The organism is Amycolatopsis acidiphila (assembly GCF_021391495.1).
In the GTDB taxonomy this organism is placed as follows: domain Bacteria; phylum Actinomycetota; class Actinomycetes; order Mycobacteriales; family Pseudonocardiaceae; genus Amycolatopsis_E; species Amycolatopsis_E acidiphila.
The window spans coordinates 1,824,978-1,850,778 of the sequence record NZ_CP090063.1 but is presented as its reverse complement, the minus strand read 5'-3'; the positions used below and the strand labels follow the sequence as shown (position 1 = coordinate 1,850,778).

At 71.7% G+C, this 25,801-nt stretch carries 24 protein-coding genes and 1 pseudogene; 14 read left to right on the top strand and 11 right to left on the bottom strand.

What is annotated here, in order from left to right; translation table 11 throughout:
• Position 1: 1 nt before the first annotated feature.
• The 6 genes from LWP59_RS09005 to LWP59_RS08980 are packed head-to-tail and all read right to left on the bottom strand — an operon-like array spanning position 2 to position 3,743.
• Entirely contained in the window at positions 2-211 is a 210-nt protein-coding gene (locus LWP59_RS09005) for a ferredoxin (protein WP_144642591.1), read from the bottom strand.
• Complete coding sequence (locus LWP59_RS09000) at positions 208-1,398, bottom strand: NADH-ubiquinone oxidoreductase-F iron-sulfur binding region domain-containing protein (RefSeq protein WP_144642590.1); 1,191 nt, start codon at positions 1,396-1,398, stop codon at positions 208-210. Before LWP59_RS09000 ends, LWP59_RS09005 begins: the two co-directional genes overlap by 4 nt.
• A complete protein-coding gene (locus LWP59_RS08995; protein WP_144642589.1) occupies positions 1,395-1,958 on the bottom strand; it encodes a ferric reductase-like transmembrane domain-containing protein in 564 nt (187 codons plus the stop codon). Before LWP59_RS08995 ends, LWP59_RS09000 begins: the two co-directional genes overlap by 4 nt.
• A gap of 46 nt (positions 1,959-2,004) precedes the next feature.
• A complete protein-coding gene (locus LWP59_RS08990; RefSeq protein WP_144642588.1) occupies positions 2,005-2,919 on the bottom strand; it encodes an FAD:protein FMN transferase in 915 nt (304 codons plus the stop codon).
• The gene (locus LWP59_RS08985) at positions 2,919-3,152 is read right to left on the bottom strand and encodes a hypothetical protein (RefSeq protein ID WP_144642587.1); all 234 of its coding nucleotides are present in this window, start codon (positions 3,150-3,152) and stop codon (positions 2,919-2,921) included. Before LWP59_RS08985 ends, LWP59_RS08990 begins: the two co-directional genes overlap by 1 nt.
• Before the next feature lie 3 nt (positions 3,153-3,155).
• Positions 3,156-3,743: a hypothetical protein gene (locus LWP59_RS08980; RefSeq protein WP_144642586.1), complete on the bottom strand. Its 588-nt coding sequence runs from the start codon at positions 3,741-3,743 to the stop codon at positions 3,156-3,158.
• A 144-nt stretch (positions 3,744-3,887) separates the two neighbouring features.
• Between LWP59_RS08980 and LWP59_RS08975 the strand changes: the two genes are divergently transcribed.
• From LWP59_RS08975 to LWP59_RS08965, 3 genes are all read left to right on the top strand, one after another.
• A complete protein-coding gene (locus tag LWP59_RS08975) occupies positions 3,888-5,390 on the top strand; it encodes a sensor histidine kinase (RefSeq protein WP_229857305.1) in 1,503 nt (500 codons plus the stop codon).
• Positions 5,387-7,279, top strand: a complete 1,893-nt coding sequence (locus LWP59_RS08970; protein ID WP_191334782.1) for an ArnT family glycosyltransferase — start codon at positions 5,387-5,389, stop codon at positions 7,277-7,279. The genes LWP59_RS08975 and LWP59_RS08970 overlap by 4 nt, the downstream gene beginning before the upstream one ends.
• A 159-nt stretch (positions 7,280-7,438) precedes the next feature.
• Complete coding sequence (locus tag LWP59_RS08965; protein WP_144642284.1) at positions 7,439-8,140, top strand: PP2C family protein-serine/threonine phosphatase; 702 nt, start codon at positions 7,439-7,441, stop codon at positions 8,138-8,140.
• Between the two features lie 2 nt (positions 8,141-8,142).
• Here the strand turns inward: LWP59_RS08965 and LWP59_RS08960 are convergent.
• A pseudogene (locus tag LWP59_RS08960) lies at positions 8,143-9,232 on the bottom strand (glycoside hydrolase family 1 protein); the annotation flags it as partial.
• On the opposite strand from LWP59_RS08960, the gene LWP59_RS08955 reads away from it, so the two are divergent.
• Both LWP59_RS08955 and LWP59_RS08950 read left to right on the top strand, forming a co-directional pair.
• Entirely contained in the window at positions 9,233-9,544 is a 312-nt protein-coding gene (locus tag LWP59_RS08955) for a substrate-binding domain-containing protein (RefSeq protein WP_308431685.1), read from the top strand. It begins immediately after the preceding pseudogene.
• A gap of 33 nt (positions 9,545-9,577) precedes the next feature.
• A complete protein-coding gene (locus LWP59_RS08950) occupies positions 9,578-10,510 on the top strand; it encodes a DNA polymerase III subunit beta family protein (RefSeq protein WP_144642281.1) in 933 nt (310 codons plus the stop codon).
• Positions 10,511-10,606: 96 nt separating this feature from the next.
• Here the strand turns inward: LWP59_RS08950 and LWP59_RS08945 are convergent, their stop codons facing one another.
• On the bottom strand, positions 10,607-11,488 hold the full coding sequence (locus LWP59_RS08945) for an SDR family oxidoreductase (protein WP_144642280.1): 882 nt from the start codon (positions 11,486-11,488) through the stop codon (positions 10,607-10,609).
• Between the two features lie 158 nt (positions 11,489-11,646).
• Here LWP59_RS08945 and LWP59_RS08940 point away from each other — a divergent pair, with 158 nt between their 5' ends.
• The 4 genes from LWP59_RS08940 to LWP59_RS08925 all read left to right on the top strand — a co-directional run bounded on the left by LWP59_RS08940 (position 11,647) and on the right by LWP59_RS08925 (position 15,175).
• Positions 11,647-12,240, top strand: coding sequence for a TetR/AcrR family transcriptional regulator (locus LWP59_RS08940; protein ID WP_144642279.1), 594 nt, complete (start codon positions 11,647-11,649; stop codon positions 12,238-12,240).
• Between the two features lie 71 nt (positions 12,241-12,311).
• A complete protein-coding gene (locus tag LWP59_RS08935) occupies positions 12,312-13,469 on the top strand; it encodes an amidohydrolase family protein (RefSeq protein WP_144642278.1) in 1,158 nt (385 codons plus the stop codon).
• A gap of 92 nt (positions 13,470-13,561) precedes the next feature.
• Complete coding sequence (locus LWP59_RS08930) at positions 13,562-14,227, top strand: hypothetical protein (protein ID WP_144642277.1); 666 nt, start codon at positions 13,562-13,564, stop codon at positions 14,225-14,227.
• A gap of 33 nt (positions 14,228-14,260) precedes the next feature.
• Complete coding sequence (locus tag LWP59_RS08925; protein WP_144642276.1) at positions 14,261-15,175, top strand: LysR family transcriptional regulator; 915 nt, start codon at positions 14,261-14,263, stop codon at positions 15,173-15,175.
• Here the strand turns inward: LWP59_RS08925 and LWP59_RS08920 are convergent.
• Together LWP59_RS08920 and LWP59_RS08915 are read right to left on the bottom strand one after the other, a co-directional pair.
• Complete coding sequence (locus LWP59_RS08920) at positions 15,156-16,484, bottom strand: aldehyde dehydrogenase family protein (RefSeq protein WP_144642275.1); 1,329 nt, start codon at positions 16,482-16,484, stop codon at positions 15,156-15,158. The two genes, LWP59_RS08925 and LWP59_RS08920, sit on opposite strands and share 20 nt — an antisense overlap.
• Positions 16,485-16,487: 3 nt before the next feature.
• Positions 16,488-17,003 (bottom strand): DUF1360 domain-containing protein, encoded by a 516-nt coding sequence (locus LWP59_RS08915; protein ID WP_222425645.1) that lies wholly within the window; start codon positions 17,001-17,003, stop codon positions 16,488-16,490.
• Positions 17,004-17,081: 78 nt separating this feature from the next.
• On the opposite strand from LWP59_RS08915, the gene LWP59_RS08910 reads away from it, so the two are divergent.
• Complete coding sequence (locus LWP59_RS08910) at positions 17,082-17,324, top strand: DUF2630 family protein (protein WP_144642273.1); 243 nt, start codon at positions 17,082-17,084, stop codon at positions 17,322-17,324.
• Positions 17,325-17,389: 65 nt separating this feature from the next.
• Here the strand turns inward: LWP59_RS08910 and LWP59_RS08905 are convergent, their stop codons facing one another.
• Positions 17,390-18,424, bottom strand: a complete 1,035-nt coding sequence (locus LWP59_RS08905) for an endo-1,4-beta-xylanase (protein ID WP_144642272.1) — start codon at positions 18,422-18,424, stop codon at positions 17,390-17,392.
• 149 nt (positions 18,425-18,573) lie between these two features.
• Here LWP59_RS08905 and LWP59_RS08900 point away from each other — a divergent pair, with 149 nt between their 5' ends.
• The 4 genes from LWP59_RS08900 (at position 18,574) to LWP59_RS08885 (ending at position 25,797) form a co-directional block, all read left to right on the top strand.
• Positions 18,574-21,618: a glycosyl hydrolase 115 family protein gene (locus tag LWP59_RS08900; protein WP_144642271.1), complete on the top strand. Its 3,045-nt coding sequence runs from the start codon at positions 18,574-18,576 to the stop codon at positions 21,616-21,618.
• 260 nt (positions 21,619-21,878) lie between these two features.
• Complete coding sequence (locus LWP59_RS08895) at positions 21,879-22,865, top strand: YdcF family protein (protein WP_229857306.1); 987 nt, start codon at positions 21,879-21,881, stop codon at positions 22,863-22,865.
• Positions 22,866-23,128: 263 nt separating this feature from the next.
• Entirely contained in the window at positions 23,129-25,342 is a 2,214-nt protein-coding gene (locus tag LWP59_RS08890) for a sensor histidine kinase (protein ID WP_144642269.1), read from the top strand.
• Positions 25,343-25,365: 23 nt separating this feature from the next.
• Positions 25,366-25,797 (top strand): roadblock/LC7 domain-containing protein, encoded by a 432-nt coding sequence (locus tag LWP59_RS08885; RefSeq protein WP_144642268.1) that lies wholly within the window; start codon positions 25,366-25,368, stop codon positions 25,795-25,797.
• Positions 25,798-25,801 lie beyond the last annotated feature (4 nt).

The following is a 25,801-nucleotide window of genomic DNA, read 5'->3' as shown; positions in this document are numbered from 1 at the left end:
GCTACTTCGCGCCGCGAAGCCGGAGGGCGAGGCTCGGGCAGAGGCGGACTGCCCGTTCGGCGTGCGCCGCCAGGTCCGGGTGGACGGCGGGTTCGCGGGCGCCGTCGCGCGGGACCGGGAAGCCCCACGGGTCCCGGTCCAGCGTCTCCGGCAACAGCTCTGTGCACAGGCCCCGCCCGTCGCAGGCCGTCCAGTCGATGTGCAGTCTCAACTCGTCCTCCTCGCGACGCAGGCACCGCGCAGGTGCCGGGCGATCTCGTCGCCGAACACGGCCAGGCTGCTGCGCACGAACCGCGCCGCGCCGTCCGGGTGCCCGCACGCGCCGCGACGGTCGACCAGGGCCGCGAGCCGCGCCGCCCGCTCGGGCAGGTCGGGCCGCGCGCCCTCGGCGAGCGCGGTCATGGTCCGGGCCATCGCGGGCAGCCCGTTGAGGCAGGGCCCGCACTGGCGGGCACTCTGGCTCGACAGGTAGTTCATGACGTCGGCGGCCGCCTTCAGCCCGCAGCGCGTGCTGTCCAGCGCGACCACGACGCCGGCGCCGAGTGAGCCGCCGATCGGCGCGAGTGCCTTGCGGGACAAGGGAGTCGACGCATCGGCCGCCGGGATCCAGGTGCCGTGGTAGCCGCCGACCAGCACCGCCCGCAGCTCTCCCGCGGGGGCGCCGGCTCTGCCGAGCAGGTCGGTCAGCGGGATGCCGACGGGCACCTCGTGCACGCCGCCGTGGCGGACCGCCCCGCTGACGGTCGCGAGGAAGGTGCCCGGTTCCTCGGCCGTGCCGCACCGGCGGAACCACCGGGGCCCGTACCGCGCGATCTGCGCGACGTGCGCGAGGGTCTCGACGTTCTGCACGAGCGTCGGCCGGCCGTGGACGCCGGACCTCGCGGTCAGCTCCAGCCTGTCGGCCGGAAGTGCCGGCCGACCCTCGATCGCGGCGACGACGGCGGATTCCTGGCCCGCGACGAAGTAGTCGGGCGCGACCACGACGGTCACCGGCAGCGCGTCCCGACGTTCGGCGAGGGCCTTGCGTACGGTCTCGGCCGCGGCGCCGGCGGCGACGTACAGGTAGGCCTCAGTAGCGCGGACGGTCTCACCGGCGAGCTGCAGGCCGTCGAGCACGAGGTGCGGTGCGCGGACGAGCAGCACGTGGTCCTTGGAGCTGGCGGGCTCGCTCTCGGCGGCGTTGCCGATCACGACGGCGTCTTGCCCCTCGGCCACCGTGGCGAGCTTGCGCCACACGGGAAAGCCCGCGCCGCCGCGGCCCGTGAGCCCGGCCGCACGGACGTCGTCGACGAGCGCACCGACCCGGCGTGGCAGCGGACCGTTGCGGGCCAGATGAGTGCGGAGATCCGGGGCGGCGGCAGCGAAGAGGCCGGTCGCCTCGGTGAGGAGGGTGGTCATGGGCGGGCCTCCAGACGGGCCGGGTTGTGGCGCTCGGCGAAGCGGGCGGACAGGCGCCAGCACAGGGCGCCGGCGACGGCCGCGGTGCAGATCGCGGCGAGCGTGAGGAACCACGGGGTGAAGCTGTCGGTGCCGGTGCCGAGCGCGTGGACCAGTGCGACCGGCCACAGCGCGTAGCCGGCCCAGTGGACGGCGCGCCAGGTGCGGCGGCCGAGGCGGTGGCGCAGCAGGCTCGTGACGACGAGCGCGAGGAGGACGTCGAGGGCGACGGTGCCCAGGCCCTGCCAGAACGGCCGGTAGTCGCCGGCGAACGGCAGCACGAGGTCGAACAGGCGCAGCATGGCGTAGGGGTCGAACAACAGCAGGCCGACGTGCAGCGCGAGGAAGGTAGCGGCGAGCAGGCTGAGGTTGCGGTGCAGCTCGGTGACCGCGAACCGCGGCAGCCACGGCGCGGGACGGCCCGAGCGCGTCGCGATGCCGAGCACGAGGGACGCGGTGAGCAGCACGAGCGCCACGACGCCGCTCCCGCGGCCGAAGTCCCACAGGGCGGTGGTGGTCATGGGTCCTCCGGGGTGGGCTGGGATTTCCGGCACAGCAGCGAACCGGTCATGGTTCGTCCGGCCAGCCGCCCAGGGGATGCACCCTCCCGGAGTCGTCGACCAGGCGGGCGGGAACGCCGCGGCCCGACAGCCACGACAGCGCGGCGGTGCCGCGGACGAGGGCCGCGGTGGTCAGGGTGTTCGCGTCCACACAACGGTCCGCCACCACCGTGACGCTGCGCCACACGCGCGGCGCCGGCTGGCAGGTGCGCGGGTCGAGCACGTGGTGCAACAGCCGGCCGCCACGGCGCCAGCTGCGGCTGTTCGTACTCGACGTCGCCATCGCGGAACCACTCGGCACAGCCACCACGCACGCCGGGTCGCCGGGCTGGTCGGCCACGTACACCCGCCAGCCGTCCGCGGGCCCGGCGCCCGCCGTGGCGAGGTCGCCGCCCAGCTCGACGAGCACACCCGTGTCGAGGGCACCCGCGGCGAGCCTCGCGCACCGGTCCGCCGTCCACGCCTTCGCGGTCGCGCCGAGATCCAGCCGGACCCCCGGCGGCACGCTCAGCCGTCGTCCGTCCACTCCGACCCGCCGCCAGCCGGGCGCCGGGCACACCCGCACGGGGATCGCCGGCCCGTCCGGCGGGACCAGCGGCAGGTCCCGGTCGTAGCCGAGCCGGGCGAGCGCGTCCCCCAGCGTCGGATCGACGTCACCGTCGGTGCGGCGGGCGGCGTCCAGTGCGGCGCCGACCAGCTCGGCCAGCAGCTCGCTGACCTCGACCTCCTCGCCGGCCCGTTCGGCCAGGGCGAGCTCCGAGTCCGGCCGGAACCGGCTGCACGCCGCGTCCACGGCGGCCAGCTCGGCTTCGACGAGCGCTCGCGCGTCTGGGAGCGCTCCCGGGTCGGCCACCACGACCCGGGCCGTGGTGCTCCACACCGGCCACTGTGCGACGGTGTCGCCCGTCAGCAGCATGCTCATCACGAACCTCCCGAATGGCCGTGCGCCAGACCGCCGCCCGCGGACATCCCGCTGTCCCCGCTCGAACTGTCCGAAGTGGACTGCTGAGTGGGCGACTGCTCCACGGACGTCGAGGTGCCGGCCGTGCTGTCCGTGACGGTGCAGGCGATCAGCGTCGCGCCCGCCACGCCGGCCACGGCCACCCCGGTGGTCACCAGCGCGACGCGCCGCAGACCTGTCTCACGGGCGCCCACGGCTCAGCCCTGCGCCGAATCGCCACGACGTGGGAGCGTTCCCTGTTGTCCCATGCCGCCGCCGGCCTGCGCCGTGCCCTCGGTGAGGGTGTCGGCGGTGGCGGTGTCACCGGAGACGCTCGCGACCACCGTCACGGTGTCACCCGTCGCGATGCTGCTCAGCGCCGCGTTCCCGCCGACCGCGGTGTCGCTGTCGATCGCGTAGGTCTTGGTGTAGCCGTCGTCGCTCTTCGCGGTCAGCGAGGTGGAACTGATGTCGGTCACCGTGCCGAGCTGCGTCAGCTGCGTGGTGTACCCGCCGTTGCCGTCCGAGACGACGTACTCGCCGTGCAGCGCGCTCATCAGGTCCGCTTGGCCGCCCGCACCGCCGGGCCCGCCCTGCATCGTCTGCCCGCCCGGACCGCCCTGGGCGGACGACGAGCTGGTGGAGTCACTGGCCGCGTAGATCGCGGCGCCGCCCGCGGCGGCGACGCCGACGGCGATCGCGACCGCGGCGATCGTCCTGCGCGAGGACCAGCGTTGCGGCGGCCGCTGCGGCGGAGCGCCCCACTGCTGCTCGGCCTGCTGGTTCGGAAGCTGTCCGGTAGTCATGCCGTTCACCTTCCAAGCACTCGCTGTGCCGCTCCTGTGGGAGTTATGGGGGATTGCTGTGGTTTCCCGGCGAGCCCGCAATTCCACAGCCACCACACAGGAAGCACACAACGGACCCACACCTGCGGCGGCGATGGTCGAGGTGTGCACCTGCCGAAGTCCGCCCGGCGCGTCCGCCCCTTGCGGACGAAGCTGATCGCGGCGCTGGTCGCCCTGCTCACCGTGGTGTGCCTGGTGATCGGCGTGATCAGCGAGTTCGCGCTGGGCGCGTTCCTCACCCGGCAGGTCGACGACCAGCTGCACGACACCGTGAGCCGCTCGCAGATGTTCACGCACGGCGACCACGGGCAGGGCAACGCGCTCGACGCGCTGGGCACCACGACCGGCACGATCCACGCGTGGACCTCCGGCCCCGCGCCGCACGCCGACATCCTGGCCACCGAGCCCGGCTCGCACGTGCCGGTCACCCAGCCCCTCGGCGACGCCGACCTGGCCGTCCTCATCGGCGTGCCGGTCGACGGGCAGCCGCGGACCGTCTCGCTGTCCGGCGGCGAGTACCGCGTCCTCGCGATCAGCACGGACGACGGCGTCGAGCTGTTCGGGCTGCCGATGGACCAGGCGAACACGACGCTGGTCACGGTGGGCTCGATCCTCGGCGGGGTCGCGGCGGCCGCCGTGCTCGGCGCGGGGGTCGTCGGCGCCTTCGTCGTCCGGCGCACGCTGCGCCCCCTCGACCGGGTCGCCGCGGCGGCTTCCAAGGTCACCGAGCTGCCCCTGGACCGTGGTGACGTCGCGCTGTCGGTGCGGGTTCCGGTGACCGACACCGACCCGACGACGGAGGTCGGACAGGTGGGCTACGCCCTGAACCGCATGCTCGGGCACATCGACAACGCCCTCGACGCGCGGAAGGCGAGCGAGACCCGGGTGCGGCAGTTCGTCGCCGACGCGAGCCACGAGCTGCGCACGCCGCTCGCCGCGATCCGCGGTTACGCCGAGCTGACCCGCCGCTCGAACGGACGCGTGCCGCCGGACGTCGCCCACGCCATGAACCGCGTCGAGTCCGAGGCCGCGCGGATGAGCACGCTCGTCGACGATCTCCTGCTGCTGGCCCGCCTCGACGCGGGACGGCCGCTCGAACGGTCCGAAGTGGACCTGAGCAGGCTGGTCGCGGACGCGGTCGGCGACGCGCACATCGCGGGCCCGCAGCACCGGTGGCGGCTCGAGCTCCCCGGCGAGCCCGTCGTCGTGCCCGGCGACGCGCAGCGGCTGCACCAGGTCCTGGCGAACCTGCTGGCGAACGGGCGGACGCACACCCCGCCGGGCACGACCGTGACCACCCGGCTCGCCGTCGCCGCGGACGGCAGCGCGGTGCTGACGGTCACCGACAACGGCCCGGGCATCGCCCCCGAACTGCTGCCGAACGTGTTCGAGCGCTTCGCCCGCGGGGACTCGTCGCGCTCGCGCGCGGCGGGCAGCACCGGGCTCGGCATGGCGATCGCCGCCGCGGTCGTGAGCGCCCACCACGGGCAGGTCCACGTGCGGAGCAGGCCCGGCCGGACCGAGTTCGAGGTGCGCCTGCCACGCACAGGGTTCTCACAGGGACGGCACAACAATGGCCAAGGTCGGGCCGAGAAGGTGAATTCATGACAGCCATCGCCCTGCCCGAAAGCCCGCCCCGGTCCCACCCGCGTGCCGGCGACCCCCGCTGGGTCCGCCCCGGCCTGCTCGGACTGCTGGTTGTGACGGCGGCGCTCTACCTGTGGGGGCTGAGCGCGTCCGGCTGGGCCAACGCGTTCTACTCGGCCGCCGCGCAGGCGGGCGGCGAGAGCTGGAAGGCGTTGTTCTTCGGCTCCAGCGACCCGTCGAACGCGATCACGGTCGACAAGACGCCGGCCGCGCTGTGGCTGATGAGCCTTTCGGTGCGGATCTTCGGGCTCAGCTCGTGGAGCGTCCTGGTGCCCGAAGCGCTGCTGGGCATCGCATCGGTCGCGCTGCTGTACGTCACGGTCCGGCGGGTCAGCGGGCCGGGCGCCGGCCTGCTCGCCGGCTCGGCCCTCGCGCTGACGCCGGTCGCGGCTCTGATGTTCCGCTTCAACAACCCGGACGCGCTGCTGGTGCTGCTGCTGATCGCGGGCGCCTACTGCACGATCCGCGCGGCGGAGAAGGCGAGCCCGAAATGGCTCGCCCTCGCCGGAGCCGCGGTCGGGTTCGGGTTCCTGGCGAAGATGCTGCAGGCGTTCCTGGTGCTGCCCGCGTTCGCGCTGGCGTACCTGGTGGCCGCGCCGGTCTCGGTCGGAAAGCGCTTGCTGCACCTGCTGGGCGCGCTGGGCGCGGTGGTCGTCTCCGCGGGCTGGTACATCGCCGTGGTCGAACTGTGGCCCGCGAGCAGCCGGCCGTTCATCGGTGGCTCGCAGACCAACAGCATCCTCGAACTCGCCTTCGGCTACAACGGTTTCGGCCGCATCACCGGCGACGAGGTGGGCAGCCTCGGCGGGGCGCAGAGCAGCGGCAGCTGGGCCCGGCTGTTCGGCAGCGAGATGGCAGGCGGCATAGCGTGGCTGCTGCCCGCCGCGGTGCTCGCGCTGGGCGCGCTGATCTGGCTCTCCTGGCGCTCGCCGCGCACCGACCTCACCCGCGCCTCGGCGCTCGCGTGGGGCGGCTGGTTGCTGGTGACCGGCATCGTGTTCAGCTACATGAGCGGCATCATCCACCCCTACTACACGATCGCGCTCGCTCCGGCGGTGGCCGCGCTGGTGGGCATGGGTACCACCCGGTTGTGGCGGGCGCGCTCCCATCCGATCGCGGCGGGCCTGCTCTCCAGCGGTGTCGCGCTGACCGCGCTGACCGCGTACCTGGTACTTCAGCAGGAATCGAGCTGGCAGCCATGGCTGAAGTACTTCGTGCTGGTGCTCGGGTTGGGTGCGGCGGCGCTGCTCCTGGTCGCCGACCGGCTGCCGCGGCCCGCGGCCCGCGGTGTCGCGGTGCTCGCGCTCGTCGCGTCGCTGTCCGGGGCGGGGGCGTACACGGTGGCCACCGCGGCCACCCCGCATTCCGGCGCGATCCCGTCCGCCGGACCCAGCAGCGGCGGGTTCGGCGGCTTCGGCGGCGGGACGGCGCGCGGGAACTTCACCGGCGGCGGGCCGGGCGGCGGCCGGGGCGGCATCGGCGGTCTGCTGACCACCTCCACGCCCGGTGAGGCGCTGGTTTCCTTGCTGCAGAAGGACAGCGGCTCCTACACCTGGGCCGCCGCGACCGTCGGGTCGAACCCCGCGGCCAGCTACCAGCTCGCGGCGGACGTGCCGGTGATGGCCGTCGGCGGCTTCAACGGCACCGACCCCGCCCCCACGCTCGCCCAGTTCCAGCAGTACGTGCACGACGGGAAGATCCACTACTTCGTCGGCACCGGCACGTCGATGGGCATGGGCTCCCGCGGCGGCTCCGGCAGCGACGACGCGCAGGAGATCGCGCAGTGGGTCGCGCAGAACTTCACCGCGACCACAGTGGACGGAACGACGGTCTACGACCTGACCACCTGACCCACTGCCCGCAGACCCCCTCCGTGCCAGGTACGACCACAGGCCGGACGACTGCGTGCGTGCCGACCGGCTGACCCTCAGGGCAGACTTCCGAATTCCACAGGCGCCGCTCAGCCGAACAGGCCAAACTGGAAAACACAGGGCTAAGGAGGGGAAACCATGAACCCCATCTGGCAGACCGCCAGCGCTCAGGGGCCGCGCGCGGTGAACGCCGACGCCGTGGCGGCCTACGCCGATCCCGCCACCCAGCAGGTCGTGTTCGCACTGGCCGACGGCGTGGGCGACGCTTCCGGCGCCGCACACGCCGCCCGGCTCGCCGCGACGGCCGCCGCCCACACCCCGGCGGCCGAGGGCCCGGTCCAGGCCCTGCTCGCCGCCCAGGAGGCGGTCCGCGCCGACCCGTCCGCCGGTGACTGCGTCCTGGTGGTGGCGCTGCCGTTCGACGGCGGCTACCGCGTGGGCTGGGTCGGCGACGCGCGGGCGTACGTGTGGACCGGTGCCGGGCTGACCCAGGTGACCAAGGACCACACGCTCGCCCAGTACTTCCGCGACCACGGGCAGCCGCCCGCCCCGCGCATGGAGCACGTGGTGACCACGAGCGTGCGGACCGCGGGCGCGACCGAGTTCGGCCGCGCCGAGATCAGCTCGCCCGCCGGGCTGCTGCTGACCAGCGACGGCGTGCACAAGACGCTGAGCCTGGCCACGATGGCGGAACTGCTGCGCCGGCCCGCGAACTCGGCCGAAGCCCTCACCGGCGCGGCCATCGCGGCCGGCGGCTCCGACAACGCGACGGCCCTCTTCGTCGAGTGCCCGCCCGCGGTCGCCGACGTCAGCACGATCCCCTTCCACGCGGCGGCCTGAGCTCACGTCAGCGTGTTGCTCGCCACCACCTTGGCGTACCAGTGCGCCGAGCGCTTCGGCGTGCGGCGCTGGGTCGCGTAGTCCACGTGGACGAGGCCGAAGCGCTTCGCATAGCCCTCCGCCCATTCGAAGTTGTCCAGCAGCGACCAGTAGAAGAAGCCCCGCAGGTCCACCCCCTGCTCCAGCGCAGCGTGCGTGGCCCGCAGGTGCGCGGCCAGGAACTCGATCCGGTCGTCGTCGGCGATCTGCCCGTCCGCGCCGACCGCGTCGGGGTACGCGGCGCCGTTTTCCGTGATGTACAAGGGAATGCGTGGGTAGTCCTGGTGCACCCGCACCAGGGTGTCGGCCAGTTTCTCCGGCTCCACCCGCCAGCCGGAGTCGGTGCGGGGCGGCCTGCGGGTCGGGCACGAACTGGACCTCCCCGGCCCCGATCCACTCCGGCCCGGCAGGCTCGGTGTCCGCGGCCGGCGTGTTCGTGACCACGTAGCCGCGGTAGTAGTTGATGCCCAGCATGTCGATCGGCGCCGAGATGACCTCCAGGTCGCCGTCGAGCACCGGGAACCCGAACGGCGCGAGGTCCGCCCGCAGGTCCTCGGGATACCGCCCGAGCAGCACGGGATCCAGGAACAACCGGTTCTGCAGGCCGTCGATCTTGCGCACCGCCTCCGGATCGGGCCCCTGCACCGGGTACAGGTTGAGGGTGATCCCCACCTGCGCGGACGGCGCGTGCCGCCGCAGCTCCGGCATCGCGAGCCCGTGTGCCAGCAGCAGGTGGTGCGCCGCCGCCGCGGCCGCGACCGGGTCCTGGCGGCCCGGCGCATGGATTCCCGAGGCGTAGCCGAGGAAGGCCGAGCACCACGGCTCGTTCAACGTGGACCACAGGGGTACCCGGTCGCCGGGCCGTTCGGCCGCCGTCGCGGCGAACTCCGCGAACCGGTACGCGGTGTCACGGCTGGCCCAGCCGTCCTTCTCCTCCAGCGCCTGCGGCAGGTCGAAGTGATACAGCGTCGCCCACGGCCGGATCCCGTTCGCCAGCAGCTCGTCGACGAGGCGGTCGTAGAAGTCCAGCCCCCGCGGGTTCGCCGCGCCGCCATGGCCCGCCTGCTGACGCGCGAACCGGACCTCGACGCCGTGTTCGTCGCGAACGACCTGATGGCGGCTGGCGCCCTGCGCGCGCTGCAGGACGCGGGCCGGAGCGTGCCCGGCGACGTCGCGGTGATCGGGTTCGACGACCATCCCGCGCTCGCGGCGGCGATGAACCCGCCGCTGACCACCGTGCACCAGGACCCGGCGGCACAGGTGCAGCACATGGTGACCATCCTGATGGCACTGCTGGCGGGCGAGGCGGTCCGCCCGCGCCGGCACGTTCTCCCGGTGTCCCTGCGCCTGCGCGGATCGGCTTGACCTTCGAGCTGGTCGAGACTTCATGATGGGGCCATGCTCATCACGATCGGCGCGCTCGCCCGCGCCAGCGGGGTCACGCCGGGCGCTCTGCGGTTCTACGGGGACTGCGGCCTGCTCGTGCCCGCCGAGGTGGACCCGGTCACCGGTTACCGGTACTACCGCGAGGCGCAGCGGGAGCGCGCGGTGCTCATCCGGAAGCTGCGCGAGATCGACGTCCCGCTGGAAACGGTGACCCGGATCCTCGCCGGGGAAACGGATCTCCTCGACGCCCACGTCGGCGACCTCCGGCGGCGCGCGCGGACGGCCGCGGTGGCGGCGAGGTCGATCCGGCGGTTGCTCACTCCGGCCCTGTCCGCGCGGGATCTCGCCGAGGCGATCGACCAGGTCCTGCCCGCCGCGGCCTCGACCGGGCAGATCCCGGTGCTGGAAGGGGTTTTCCTCGAACTGGCGGCGGACGCCGTCACGCTCACCGCCACCGACCGGTACCGGCTCTCGACGCGAACACTCGTGGCCCGGCAGGAGAGCACGGGCGCGGCGGCGGTGCCGCGGGCGGAGATCGCCCGGGCGCGAACGTGGCTGCGTGCCCAGGACGAGGTCTCGCTCACTCTCGACGACCACGGATTTTTGTTGACAGGCAAGGAAGACGAGCATCGCTGTCACATTGTGGACGACGAGTTCCCGGACTACCGGTTGATGCTGTCGGCGCTCACCCCACGGCGGAAGCGGGTCGTCGAGAGGCGTGACACCCTGCTCGAAGCCGTGGAGAACGCTCCCGGCGAACGGGTCCACATCGGCAGCCTCGGCCTGACGTTCGAGCGGGCCACCTTGCGCGCGGCGATCAGCACCGCCGTGGGGCCCGACCTCCTGCTCGAGATGTCCACCCCTGAGGAGCCGGTCCTCGTCCGCTCCGCCACCGACGGCGACCTCACCACGCTCGCCATGCCGGTGGGAGCGCTCCCTGACTGACCCCACGATGCCGCGGGGACCGCCATTCGTCGGGCTCGACGACCCGGCAGGCAACCGCCCCACGACGTGGGTTCGAGCCGTCGACGTGTGGCTCGGTCAGCTGAAGTAGTGGCCGCGTTCGATGTCCTCGATGAGGCCCGGATGGGTGGGCTTCCAGCCCAGGACTTCCTGCGTGATGGCGCTGGAGGCGGGCATGTCGGTGCTGAGCAGGGGGACGAGCATCCCGCCGAATTCCTCGGCGGGGAGGGACCGGGCAGGCAGGTTCAGGTGCCGGCCGATGGCCTCGGCGATCTCGCGGGTGGGTACGCCTTCATCGCCGACGGCGTTGAGTACCGCACCGGCGGGAGCCTGCTCGACGGCCAGCCGGTAGAGCCTGGCTGCGTCCTCGACGTGGACGGCGGGCCAGCGGCTGGTCCCGTCGCCGATGTAGCCGCAGACGCCCTTGGCCCGGGCCGTGGCGATGAGCTGGGGGATGAAGCCGTGACGCTCTCCCTCGCCGTGCACCGAGCGGGGCAGCATGACCAGCGCCGCCCGCACGTCCCGTTCCGCGGCTGCCAGGGCGGCCCGCATGTTGCGGATGCGGGCCGCGATCGGGCCCTGGGCGATGAGCTCGTCGCGCTCGGTCGAGGGGCGGCCGGGCGTGACGATCGTTCCGCCGGAGATCAGCATGGGTTTGCCCGAGCCGGCGAGACCGGCGGCGAACGTCTCGATGGCCTTGGCATCGGTCTGGGTCGCGGCCTCGGTCACGCTGGGCACGACGAAGGCCAGGTGGATGACGCCGTCGCTGCCGAGGGCGCCGGCGCGCAGTACGCCGGTGTCGTTCAGGTCGCCGCGCAGCACCTCGGCGCCCATGCCGGCGACCACCTGGGCTGAGGCGTCCGAGCGCGCCAGCCCGACGACCTCGTGACCCGCACCGATGAGTTCCGGGACGACGGCCGAGCCGATCCAGCCCGAAGCGCCTGTGACGAAGATGCGCATGGAAGGTCTCCTTCGTTGTGCGATTCGGTGCGCTGGACGTGCGGCGAAGACGCCGCCCCGCCTTGATGCGATCCAGTCGCGTCAACGTAGCACGTGATGCGACTGGATCGCATCATTCCTTGTTGATGTGCTCCGATCGCGTGGCTTACGGTGTGCAGGTGGGCAGATGGGCACCGAATGCGCGCGAGCGCCTGGAGGCTGCCGCCCTGGACCTCTTCGTGGAGAACGGCTACGAGGACACGACGGTTGCGCAGATCGCTGAGCGCGCCGGGTTGAACCGCGCTACGTTCTTCCGGCACTTCGCGGACAAGCGCGAGGTCCTGTTCGGTGGCGAAGACGTGCTGGCCGGGCTGTTCGCCGACGGCATCCGTGCCGCCTCCCCCGATGCGACGCTCGCCGAGTGCTTGCACGCCGCCTTCGTCGGCGCCGACGCCACGATGACGCCGCAGCAACGGGTCAAGGCCGCCCAGCGCGTGCAGGTGGTCGCAGCCAACACCGAGGTGCACGAGCGGGGACTGCTCAAGCAGGCGAGGATCGCCGCGTCGGTCACCGCCGCCCTGCGTGAGCGAGGCAACGACGAGCTCAGCGCACGACTGGGGGCAGAGCTGGTCATCCTCGCCTTCAGGGTCGCCTTCGAGCGATGGATGAAGGCGGACGAGGACAAGCCGTTCTCGCCCTACGCCCAGGCGGCCCTGAGCGACCTGCAGGCGCGCGCCGCCCAACTCGACTCCCGATCACAGGCGCGAGCCTGACGGGCTGCGACGAGCCTTCATCGGACGCGAAGACCGCAACGCGCATTGATCGCGCGCGTAGTATTCGCCGAATGCGCACCGTGCTGCGAGCGGCCAGGCTTTTCGACGGAACGGAACTGCGGGACGATCCCGTCCTCACGATGGACGGGCAGCGAATAACGAACCTCGAATTCGGCGTGGAACCACCGGCGGACGCGGTCGACCTCGCCGGTGCGACCTTGCTGCCGGGACTGGTCGACGCGCACGTCCACCTCGCGTTCGACGCCGGCACCGACCCCGTCGGCGCGCTGGCCGCGCGGGACGACGACGAAACGCTCGACGCGATGCGCACCGCCGCACGGAAAGCGTTGCGCGGCGGGGTCACCACGGTGCGGGACCTCGGCGACCGCAACTACCTCGCCCTGCGGCTGCGCGAAGAGGGCGGGCCGCTGCCGACGATCGTCGCCGCCGGGCCGCCGATCACCCCGCCCTCGGGGCACTGTCACTACCTCGGCGGCGAGACCAAGCCCGACGCCGACGCGATGCGCGCGGCCGTGCGGGAACGCGCCGAGCGCGGCGTCGACCTCATCAAGATCATGGCGAGCGGCGGCACCCTCACCCCCGGCACCCGCCAGGAGGACGCCCAGTTCGAGGTGCCCGAGCTGCGCGCGGCGGTGGAGGAGGCGCACCGGCTCGGCCTCGGTGTCACCGCACACGCCCATGCCACGCAAGCGATCCGGAACGCCGTCGAGGCGCATGTGGACAGTCTGGAACACGTGTCGTTCTGGAGCGCGGACGGAGTGGACGAGCCGCCACCGGAACTGGTGCACACGATCGTCGAACGGCGGATCGTCGTGGGCGCGACCGCGGGAACCGTACCGCTCGAGGGCTTCGCCCCACCCCCGTTCATCGCGGCCCGGATTCCCGGGATCGCCCGGAACCTCCTGCTGCTGCACCGATCCGGGGCCCGCCTGGTGCTGAGCAGCGATGCCGGGATCAATGCCGCCAAGCCGCACGACACCCTCCGGTACTCGCTCCGGATGGCGGCCGCGATGGGACTCACCCCGGCCGAAGCGCTGCGTCTCGCGACCGAGGCGCCGGCCGAGGCGTGCGGCCTCGGCGACCGGAAGGGCAGGCTCGCCCGGGGTTTCGACGCCGACGTGCTCGCTGTGGACGGTGACCCGCTGGCCGATCCGGATGCGATCCACCGCATTCGCACCGTCTATGCGCGCGGCGTGATGATTTCTTGACGAAATGGCGCGGAACCGGAGCAGAAATGTTCGTCCGTTGCCTTCGACGAGTCGTTCCGCTATCTTTTCCGCGCCGTCGGAGAAAGGCGAGAATGAGCACACGATTCCGGTTGCCGCTCCTGCTGCCCGTCGCACTGGTGCTGGCCGCCTGCGGGGCGGGCGGCGGCAGGGTGCTCCCGGTCGTGGCCATGACGCCCGAAGAGCCGCCGACGGTGAACTACGTCCTGCCCAGCCGGCCGGACACCACCCCGCCGCCGACGAAGACGATCACCATGCGCAGGCCCGTCACGACGAGGACGGTCACCGCGACCCCCACGGGCTCCGCGACCAGCAGTCCGGCGCCGACAACGGCCACTCCCGAGAGCACCTCCGGCACCGTCAGCTTCTACTCCGCCCTCGACAAGAACCCGCTGGGCAGCCTGTTGATCGCCTTCCCGACGATCCTGCACGGGCTCGCCGGCGGCAGCGGCAGCTACGACGACCCGGTGACCTTCGCCGCCGCGCCGGGGGTGTTCGCGCCCGGCACCCGGATCTACCTGCCGGACCTGCGGCGGTACTTCGTGCTCGAGGACCTGTGCGCGTCCTGCGGTGGCACGCATATCGCGCTGTGGACCGGTTCGTCGCTGGACGAGGGCATCCGCGCCTGCGCGGCCTGGCTCGGCGCGCAGGAGACCCGGTCCTACCTGATCGACCCGCCCGCCGGGCTGCCGGTGGACCCCGGCCCGCTCTACGACGGCAGCCACTGCTTCCGGCCCTGAAGTGGTGCGGGCCGCGCGGGTAGGCTCCCCGAGGTGGAGTTGTTTCACCTGCGCTACTTCGTGGCCGTGGCCGAAGAGCTGAACTACTCCCAGGCCGCCCGCAAGCTCCACATGGCGACCTCCCCGCTGAGCCGCCGGATCAAGGACCTCGAACGCGAGCTCGGGCAGGAGCTGTTCAAGCGCAGCACGCACGCCGTCGAGCTCACCCCGGCCGGGCGCGCGTTGCTGCCGCTCGCCCGGGAGGTGATCGAGCAGGTCAACGCGATCCCGTGGCGGCTGCGGGAGGCCGCGCATCCCGAGCGCGCGACGGTGTTCGTCGGGGTGCCCGCCGGGCTGCACCCGGACCTGCGCGGGAAGCTGCAGCTACTCGAGGAGCGCACCCGCGACACGGTCGACCTCAAGCGCTGGCCGGGACCCACGGCCGGGCTGGTCGAGGCGGTGCACGACGGCAGGCTGGCCCTGGCCCTGGTCCGGCTGCCGGTGGCCGATCCCGCGCTCGAGGTCGCCGAGGTGCTGTCCGAACCGCTCGGCGCGGTCGTGCCCGCCGACCAGTTCGCCGGCCGGAAGTCGGTGCACCTGGCCGAGCTGGCGGGCCTGTCCTACATCTCCACGCCCAGCGACAGCACCCCGGCGTACTTCGAGGAGATCGACGCGCAGCTCAACGCGGCGGGCGTGAAGAAGCGGCTGCGACTGTCCCAAGGGGACTACTCGGGCATCGCCGAACTCGTGTCGAGCGGGATCGCGTTCTCCATCTCCATGCTCGACCCGGCGAGCCCGATGCAGCTCTACCGCCTCGACAACACGGTCACGCTGCCGTTCGCCGACCTCGACCCGCATCTGCGGACCGCGCTGGCGTGGCGGCGCGAGCGCGCCGAACCCGGCGGGGAGCTCGCGCCGCTCATCGCCAAGGCGAGGGAGGCCTTCGGCGTCAGCGCGGCGCCGGACTGAGGTGCACGACCTTCATCCGGGTCATCTCGTCCAGCAGCTCCGGGCCGTAGCCGAAGCCTTCGCCGCTCGCGCCGTGCGGCTGTGCCGCGCCACCGGGTGCGCCGCCGAACACCGCGTTGACCTTGACCGTGCCGACGGGCAGCTCACGCCACGCGCGCTGCGCGTGCGCCATCGAGTTGGTCAGTACCGTCGCGGCCAGGCCGTAGCGGTCGTCGCAGGCTTCGCGCAGCGCCTGGTCGAAGTCGTCGACCACGCGCACCGGCGCGACGGGGCCGAAGGTCTCCTCCCGCATGATCCGCATGGTGGGCTCGCAGCCGGTCAGGACGGTCGCCGGGTAGAACGAGCCGTCGCCCTCTGGGAGCGCTCCCCCCGCCAGCAGCTCCGCGCCGTCCGCGGCCGCTTCGCTGACCTGGGCGTGCACCTCGTCCCGCAGCCTGGTGTCGACCAGGCGCCCCATCGGAATCTCGTCCGGCCGCTTGCGGGCCTGCTCGACCAGCGCGTCCAGGAAGGCGGGCGCGAGGTCGCGGGTCACGTAGATGCGTTCGACCGAGACGCAGATCTGCCCCGCGTTGGCGAACGAGCCCAGCGCGGCCTGCTCGGCGGCCCACGCCGGGTCCACGTCGCCGTCCACGATGAGCGGGTCGTTGCCGCCGTTCTCCAACAGGACCTTGGCGCCGCTGGTGGCCGCGGCCGCGGAGATCGACCGCCCGGTGGCCGTGCTGCCGACGTGCGCGATCAGGTCCACCTCCGGATGCGCGGCCAGCTGCGCGCCGACCCGGCCGTCGCCGGAGACGCAGCGCAGCACATCGCCGGGCAGGTGTGCGGCGAGGATCTCGGTCATGATCGCGCCCAGCTGCGGGCAGCGCTCGCTCGGCTTGTGCACGACGGTGTTGCCGGTCGCGAGGGCCGCGCCGAGCAGCCCGCACGCGACGGCGACCGGGTCGTTCCACGGCGTCAGCGCGAGCACGACGCCGCGCGGCTCGGGCACCATCACGTCGGTCGCGTCCCAGCCGCCCTGCAGGCTGCGGCCCCGGTGCGTCGGCCCCAGCTCGGCGTACTGCTCCAGCGTCGCGGCCCCGGCTTCGACGCCGCCCTTGGCCTCGTCGAGCAGCTTCCCGGTCTCGTGGTGGTTGAGCTCGGCCATCTCGTCGGCCCGCGCCCGCAGGTCGGCGGCGGCGGCCTTGAGCGCCGCGGCACGCTCGCCGGCGGGGGTGCGTGCCCAGTCGGGAAAGGCCCGCCGCGCGGACACGATGGCGTCGTCTGCCTCGCGGAACGTCGCGGTCGTCTCGCGCTCGATCAGGTCGGTCATCGCTTACCCCTTCTCCGTGATCTGCTGTGCCTTGGCGTACGCCAGCTGCAGGAAGTCCGCGCCGGCCAGCGTCGCGAACGCGCCCGCGACCAGCCGGGTCGCCCTGGGTGCGAACAGCAGGCCGAACGCGAACGCCGTCACGACCCACATGTCCAGGCAGAACGGGCAGGACAGCAGCTCGCCGAGGCTGTGCCGAAGCCCGCTGGGCTTGCGGACGTCCTCCATCACCTCCGCCGGCCCGCCGGTGCCGGAGTACCGGGTGAACGGCGCGCGCAGCGGACTGGTCACCGCGTCCTTGGTCAGGGTCCTCGACAGCTTGTGCGTGCCCAGTGCGAGGACCACCAGGTCCTCCTTCGGGACGCGCTGGGGCAGCTTGCGCCCGGTCAGCGCGACGGCCAGGGTCCCGAGGCCGACGAGGCACCCGTAGACCACCATCACGGCCAGGTAGCCGCCCAGCGGCCGGTCCTCGTTCCCGCGATAGGCCCTGGCCTGGTCCTTCAGCTCGTGCAGAGCAGACATTCGCCCTCCTCTCCCTACCCGCATACCCGCGCACGTCGTGAGCAACCGTGCGGACGGCGGGCGAGGTACGGTGAGCGCGTGACCGACAAGGACATCATCGGCAACATCGACGAGCTCATCGCCGAGGAGCACAAGCTGCGCGAGAAGGCCACCGGCGCCGGCCTCGACGACGCCGACCGCACCAGGATCAAGCAGGTCGAGGAGCAGCTCGACCAGTGCTGGGACCTGCTTCGCCAGCGCCGCGCCCGCCGCGAGTTCGGCGAGGACGAGAGCGTGGCCGAGGCCCGGCCGATCAGCGAGGTCGAGCACTACCAGCAGTAGGCAGCGCGCGGGCCCACCCAGCCCGCGTTCGCGGACGGGGTGGGCCCGAGTCGTGGCGCCGCCGGCTAACCCCGGTGCTCCTTCGCGGCCAGGGTCGCGCGCACCGCGTCATAGGCGGGTTTCGGGGTGAAGGTCTCGTCGAGCAGGTTCGCCGCGCCTTGGCCTTCGAACGTGCCCGGGACCCACGAGTACTTGTCCGTGAAGCCCCACACCGTGAACGAGATGCACCGGTCGGTCGCGAGGCAGTCCGAGAGCATGCTGCGGTAGACGTCCGCCTGGGCCCCCAGCTTCGCCGCGTCCGGGGGCATGACCATCCGGACGTCGGCCTCGGTCACCGCCGTGTCGAGGCCGAGGCGCTGGAAGCGCTGCATGTTCTGCCGCATGGTCGTCGGCGTGTAGTCGACCGTCTCATGTGCCTGCATTCCCACGCCTTCGACCGGAACCCCTTGCGCCCGAAGGGTTTTCACAAGCTGGTAGACCGCGTCGCTCTTCGCGTTGACGTCCTCGATGTTGTAGTCGTTGTAGAACAGCTTCGCGCTGGGGTCGGCCTCGTGCGCCCAGCGGAAGGCGTCCGCGATGTAGCCCGGCCCGAGCTTCTCGAGCCAGATCGTGTCGCGCAGCGTGCCGTCCTCGTTGAACGCCTCGTTGACCACGTCCCACTGCCAGATCCGGCCTTTGAAGTGCCCGACGGTGTCGAAGATGTGCTTGCGCAGGATCTGCCGTAGCTGGTCGGAGGAGAAGCTCCCGGCCGTCAGCCAGGCCGGAAGCTGGCTGTGCCACACCAGAACGTGCCCGCGCACCGCCTGACCGTGCTGCCGCGCGAACGCCATCAGCCGGTCCGCTGCGCTCCAGTCGTACTGACCGCGCTGGGGTTCGAGGACCTCCCACTTCATCACGTTCTCGGCGGTGACGGTGGAGAACTCGCTGCCGACCTGCCGGCGGTAGACGGGATCGGCGGCCAGGGCGGACATGTCGACCGCGGTGCCGATCCGGATGTCGTGCCGGGCGGCCAGCGCCCGCAGCGTGGGCGGCGCGGCGGCGGCGGTGGGCGCGACGAGGAGTACGAGTGCCCCGACGACGATGGCGAGGAATCTGCGCATAAGGACCCCTGATTTATCGAAACATTTCGAAATCGGGCGGACTGACTGAGGGACGGTAGAACGGGTTTACATTCCGCGTCAAGAACAGCACACTGGGAGACCGCCGGAGGAATGATTCTCGAAAAGTTTCGGTCAACGGAGATCGCCCGATGAGAAGATCCGCCGCCATTCTGGCTTCGCTGGCTTTCGCGCTCACGGCCGTCGTCGCACCCGTTCCCAGCACGGCGGCGCCGGCCGCGCCGGCCGACGACTTCGTCGTCCACGACCCCGGCCCCGGCCGCTTTCCCCTTGCCGCACAAGGCCGAACGACGCCGATCGTGGTGAGTGGCGGCGACTACGAGGGCGTGGCCCACGCGGCCGCGGACCTGCAGGGCGACCTGCAGCGCGTCACCGGAACCAGGCCCGTGCTCTCCGTCGACACCGTTCCCTCGGTGCGCGAAGTGGTGCTGATCGGCACGCTCGGCCACAGCCCGCTCGTCGACGATCTCGTCAGGACCGGAAAGCTCGACGTCGGCGGTATCGCCGGGAAATGGGAGACCTCGCTTCAGCAGGTGGTCGAAAACCCGATGCCCGGTGTCCGGCGCGCCCTCGTCGTGGCGGGAAGCGATCAGCGCGGCACGATCTACGGCGGTTACGAGATCTCCAGGCAGATCGGGGTCTCGCCGTGGTACTGGTGGGACGACGTGCCCGCGGCGCACCAGAACGAGCTGTACGTCCTGCCGGGCCGGCACAGCCAGGGCACGCCGGCGGTGGAGTACCGCGGGTTCTTCCTCAACGACGAGAACCCGGCGCTGGGCCGGTGGGCGCCCGGCTACTTCGGCCCCGGCCTCGCCCCCGGCTATCCCAACGGCTTCAACTCCCAGTTCTACGCCAAGATCTTCGAGACGATGCTGCGGCTGAAGGCCAACTACCTGTGGCCCGCGGTCTGGGGCCGGGCCTTCGCCGAGGACGATCCGCAGAACCACCTCACGGCCAAGGCGTACGGCGTCGTCATGGGCACCTCGCACGAAGCGCCGATGATGCGCGGGATCGAGGAATGGAACCGGCACGCGACGCCCGGCAGCGATCCCTACGGCGGCAACGGCCAATGGAGCTTCCGCACCAACGCCGACGCGATCAAGAAGTACTGGACCGAGGGCATCAAGCGGATGACCGAGGAGGACTTCGAGGGCGTCGTCACCCTCGGGATGCGCGGCAACGGCGACACCAGTCTGCCCGACGGCGACGGCATCGACCTGATGAAAGACATCCTGGCGAGCCAGCGGCAGATCCTCGGGCAGGTCACCGGGAAGGACGTCACGACGATCCCGCAGGTCCAGACCTTGTACAAGGAGGTGCAGCGGTACTGGGACGAGGGGCTGCGACCACCGGACGACGTCACGGTCGTGTTCGCCGACGACAACTGGGGCAACCTCCGGAAGCTGCCCGAGCAGACCCTGCCGCCCCGCGGCGGGGGTTACGGGCTGTACTACCACTTCGACTACGTGGGCGGCGGCCGCGACTACAAGTGGGCCGACACGAACCTGTTGCCCAACATCTGGGACCAGCTCAACCAGGCCTACCAGTACGGCGTGAACCGGCTGTGGACGGTGAACGTGGGCGACCTGAAGAACGACGAGCTGCCCACGCAGTTCTTCCTCGACTACGCCTGGAATCCCGCGCGCTGGCCGCTGGCGAAGCTCGGCGAGTGGGAACGCAGGTACACCGCGGAGAGCTTCGGCCCGTGGCAGGCCGGCGCGATCGCCGAGGTGCTGCACACCTACGCGATCCTGCAGTCGCGGCGGAAGCCGGAGCTGCTCAACCGCCGCATCACCACCGGTCCGGACAACCAGGTGGTCTACGACGACCAGGCCTCCCCGTTCAGCCTCACCGACTACCAGGAGCTGGACCGGGTCACCGCGCAGTGGCAGCAACTCGCGGCGCAGGCCGAAGCGATCAGGAGAACACTGCCCGCCGCGTTGCAGGACGCGTACTACGAACTCGTGTACTACGAGGTGAAGGCGAGCGCGAACCTGTACGCCCTGCGCCAGGCCGAGTTCACCAACCTGTTGTACGCCAAGCAAGGCCGCGCCGCGACGAACGACCTCGCCGACGTCACCGATGCGCGCTTCGCCGACGACCAGGCGATGTCGGACTACTACAACAACACGCTCGCGGGCGGCAAGTGGCGTGGTTTCCAGACCCAGCCCAAGATCGGCTACGGGGACGTCGCACGGTACGGCCCCGGCGCGGGCTGGCAGGAACCCGAGCTGAACAACGAGGCGTTGCCGGACGAGGTCTTCCCGGCGGTCCAGCGCATCGCGCTGCCGGACCGCGCGGAGCTGGGCGTCGCGATCGGCGGCTCGGACAAGTGGTGGCCCGCGGAGCCCTCGCCAGCGGTGCTGCCGACGTTCAGCCCGTACCAGAGCCAGCCCCAGCAGTACTTCGACGTGTTCGACCGCGGCTCGGTCCCGTTCGACTTCCAGGTCCGCTCCGGCGCGCCGTGGGTGCACGTCGACCAGGACCGTGGCCGGGTCGACAAGCAGACCCGCGTCACGGTGTGGGTGGACTGGGCGCACGCGCCGAAGGGCCGTACGACGGTGCCTCTCACGGTGACGGGCAACGGCACGACGGTGCAGGTGCAGGCGGTCGTGGACAACACGCTCGCCAACCCGAAGGGCTTCGTCGAGGCGAACGGCTACGTCTCGATGCAGGCCGACCACTTCACGCGGGCGGTCGGCGCGGGCGGCGTGCAGTGGCAGCGGATCCCGGACATCGGGCGGGACGGCTCGGGTATGGAACCGTTCCCGGTCACCGCGCCCCGGCAGGTGGCGGGGCAGGGACCGCGGCTGGAGTACACGATGACGCTCTCGACCGCCGGGCCGGTGCAGGTGCTCGCCTACCTGTCGCCGCGCAACGACGCCGTGCCGGGCGAGGGGCTGAAGTACGCGGTGTCGATCGACGACGAGCAGCCGCAGGTGGTGGACGTGATCGCCGCGACCGGCGCCGACGACGCCGGCATGAACCGGCAGTGGGAGCGCAACACCTCGGACAACGTCAACCTCACCACGACGACGCACACGATCGCGGCGCCGGGCGTGCACACGGTCAAGGTGTGGATGATCGACCCGACGGTGGTGGTGCAGAAGCTGGTCGTGAACACCGGTGGGCTCCGGCCCAGCTACCTCGGGCCGCCGGAGAGCAGGCGCGGCTGAGCCCGCGGGTGGCGGGGGCGGGCGACGGATCGCTGAGCCCGCTCCCGGGTGGTGGCGTCCGGGCCGCTCGCCTCGGCCGCCGCCACCAGGCGGTCTGCTTGAGGCGCCGACCACGCCGCGCCCCGCCCCGCCCGACGGTCGCGCGCTGCCGCTCGCAGGCCGTGCGCACACCCTGGCGACACCGCCGCGGCCACCCCTGAGCCACCCCGTGACCAACCCCGCCTCCTATGCTCGTCCTTCCGGCGAGGACAGGGGGAACCGTGCTCTACGCATACCTGGCCGCCGCGGCGTTGGGACTTTTCGCGATCGGCGTCGTGCGCGAGCCGCGGCGGGTGAGCAACGGGGTCTGGCTCGGGCTGGCCTGCCTGTTCGTCCTGCTGTGGCTCCTCGTGCGCGCCACCGAGTCCCCCTGGCTCGATCGGGTGCTCGGCCTGGTGTTCCTGGTGGTCGCCCTCGTCGTCGCGATGATCCTGCCGCTCGCGTTGATCGTGAACGGGGCCGTCATGTGGCGGCGCGAAGGCCACCGCCTTGCCAACTCGCTCTCCCTGCTCGCCGGCCTCGGCATCGCCGCGACGGCGGTGCTGCTCTTCGTCACCGGCCCGAGCACGAACCCGTGGCTCAACGCGCCCGTCGGGTCGTTCGTGTTCGTCGTCGCGTATGCCGGGTTCGTGTTCGGCTGCTTCCTGTTGTACTCGCTGCTCTACGGCAGGCTCCGTCGTCGGCGCGGCTTCTCCGCGATCATCGTCCTCGGCGCCGGGCTCGACAGCGCGAAAGTGCCGCCGCTGCTGGAAAGCCGTCTGTCTCTCGCGATCCGGCTCTACCGCCGGGAAGAGGGGCGCCCGCTCGTCGTGGTGTCCGGCGGGCAGGGCCCCGGCGAGACCACCAGCGAGGCCGCCGCCATGCGCGAGCATCTGCTACTGCGCGGCATTCCCGCCGAACGCATCGTGGTGGAGGACAGGGCGACCACGACCGAGGAGAACCTGCGCTTCAGCACCGAACTCCTCGACGAGCGGACGCGGCACGGCTACCTCGCCGCCGTCACGAACAACTACCACGTGTTCCGCACAGCCGTCACCGCACGGCGCCTCGGCCTGCGCCTCGACGTCGCCGGCGCACCCACCGCCCTGTACTTCCTGCCGAGCGCGTTCCTGCGCGAGTTCGCTGCCCTGCTGGTCCATTACCGCCGCACGAATATCGCCGCGGCGGCCGTGCTGGCACTCGTTCCGTGGGCAATGGTGGTGGGCTGAGCTTTTATCGGAAGCTGTAAAAGTAGGTCAGTTCCGGCTGGGCGGACATAGGCCGAACGAATGACATTTCGTCGCTCAACGTAGTCGGATGAAAACTGTCCAAAAGTCTGGACGCAGGCCCTCTTGTGGACTAATTGTGTACTCCGTCCGCGCTCACCGCGGCATTTTCGTCGGAAGGCCACGAAGTGCCTCAGCAATTAGGAAACATAAGTACCAGGCGTAAATCCAAGATCTCGTTACGGACCCGGGTACTGGCGATAGCGTTGATTCCGAGTTTCGTCCTGCTCGCGGCCGGAGTCGGGATCAACGCCTATTTGATCACCGCCGCCGTGCAGAAACGCGATACCGCGATCCTGCTGGCGCGCGGATACAGCCTGGCCGTCCCGTTCATGCCCGCGATGACGCAGGAGCGCCGGGCGAGCGTCGCCGCGGCGGCCGATCCTTCGCCGGAGAACAGAGCCGCCCTGGACCAGTCGCGCGGCGCGTTCAACCAGCTCATGGCCCAGTTCAGCCAGATCTCCACGGAAGTCGCCGACGCGATGCCGCCGGAGTCCCGCGCCGCCATCGGCAGGTTCGTGCAGTCGATGGGCCAGGTGCCGCAGATCCGGGCACAGATCGACAACGGCCAGGCTTCCCGGCTCACCGTCTACTCCACGTACAACTCGATCGCCGACGCGATGATCGTCGCCGCCGGCGCCATCGGCCGCGATTCCACCGACAAGGACGCCGCGCTGCTGCGCTCGAGCGCGGCCGACCTCATGCGCGTGTCGGACTGGCTCGACCGGAGCAACTCGCTCGCGCTCGCCGCCTACCGGAACGGCGGGCTCACCGGTGCCGAACTGGCCGAGTACGACTCGCTGACGCGCGCCTACCGGGCCGAGCTGAACGGGCTGCGTCCGCAACTCCCCGTGGCACAACAGCAGAAGATCGGCCAACTCGAGTCCTCTTCGGACTGGGCGCTGCTCGGCACCGTGGAGGACGCGCTGGTGCGGCAGGGTTTCGACCCGCGTCCGCTCTCGCCCGGCGCCGTGCCCTCGCTGCCGGTGACCGTCCAGCAGTGGCAGGACGCCGTCCGCCAGGTCGCGAGCACGATCAGCGGCTTCGGCCTCGGTGACCTGGGCAGCACGGCGGCCGCGGCGGAGAAGCAGAGCGCCGACGACACCCTGCTCCGCTCGGTCCTGATCGCCGCGGCGAGCCTGTTGCTGGCGGTCGTCGTGCTGTCGCTGGCCGTCCGGATGGGCAACGGGCTGGTGCGCCGCCTGCGGCAGCTGCGCTCGGACACGCTTGCCGCCGACGAGCGGCTGCCGCTGGTGGTGGACCGAATCCGCCAGGGCGAACAGGTCGACGTCGCCGAGGAGATGCCCGCACTCGACTACGGCCGCGACGAGGTCGGCGAGGTGGCCGAGGCCTTCACGAAGGCGCAGCAGGCCGCGGTCGCCGCGGCGGTGCAGGAGGCCCGGCTGCGCGAAGGCACGAACACGGTGTTCCTCAACATCGCCCGTCGCAGCCAGGCCGTCGTGCACCGGCAGCTGCAGGTACTCGACAAGGCCGAGCGCGCGGCCGACGACCCCGAGCAGGTCGAGCTGCTCTACCTGCTGGACCACCTCAGCACCCGGGAACGCCGCAACGCGGAGAACCTGATCGTGCTCGGCGGCGGCCGGCTGACCCGCCAGTGGCGGACCTCGGTGAGCCTGCTCGACATCGTCCGCAGCGCCGTCGCCGAGACCGAGCAGTACAACCGGATCAGCTTCGGCCGGATCCCGCAGCTGCAGATCACCGGCCAGGCCGTGGCCGACCTGATGCACCTGCTGGCCGAACTGGTCGACAACGCGATCGCGTTCTCCCCGCCCGAGTCCCGCATCGAGGTGCGTGGCAACCCCGTCGGCAAGGGCGCCGTGATCGAGATCGACGACCAGGGCCTCGGCATGGCACCCGAGGATCGCTCGCGGGCCAACGACATGTTCGGCGATCCGCCGGACTTCGGGATGCTCGCGCTGACCGGCGACTCCCGGATCGGGTTCTACGTGGTCGCGCGGCTGGCCCGGCAGCACGACATCCGGGTGTCGCTGCTGGAGTCGAACTACGGCGGTGTCCGGGCCGTGGTGCTGATCCCGAACAGCGCGCTCGTTCCGGTGCAGCGCCTCGACTCCGGCGACGACCGGCACACCGACTGGTTCGACACCGTGGTGCCCGCGCAGGAAAGCCGCGTCGAAGCCGGCGCGCCACGCCGGACGACGGTCGCGATGCTGCCCGAGGGCAATCCGGCTTGGCCGGCGTTGCCGCCTTCGGACGACCGGCCGCCCCTGCCCAAACGCCACCGCCAGGCGAACCTGGCACCCGAACTGCACGAGCTGCCCGAGCCGGAGCCCGTGGCGGGCGATCACGAGGCGACCGCCGTCGAGGCGCGGAGCCTGATGACGGCCTTCCAGGACGGCACCCGCCGCGGTCGCGCCGACAACGAGACGTGGGACGGCTGAGCCGGTCCCGAGACGAGGACACTGTGGAACAGACAACCCGAAACCTGGACCTGAACTGGCTGCTCGACGACTTCGTCGACCGGGTGGTGGCGATCGACCGGGCGGTGCTGCTGTCCGCCGACGGACTGCTCATGGGCCGCTCGCACGAACTGTCCGAAGAGGACGGTGAGCACCTTTCCGCCGTGGCGTCGGCCTTCCAGAGCCTCGCCCGCGGCGCCGCCCGGCACTTCGAGGGCGGCGCCGTGCGGCAGACCCTGGTCGAGATGGACAACGCGTTCCTGTTCGTGATGGCGGCGGGCCGCGGCGCGTGCCTGGCGACGATCGCCGTGCGCGACGCCGACCTCGGGCTGGTCGCCTACGAGATGAACCGGCTGGTCAAACGGGTCGGCGTGAACATGTCGGCGCCGCCACGCCCGGCCGGGGCGCCGAACGGCGGGGCACATGACCGGCGGTGAGCCC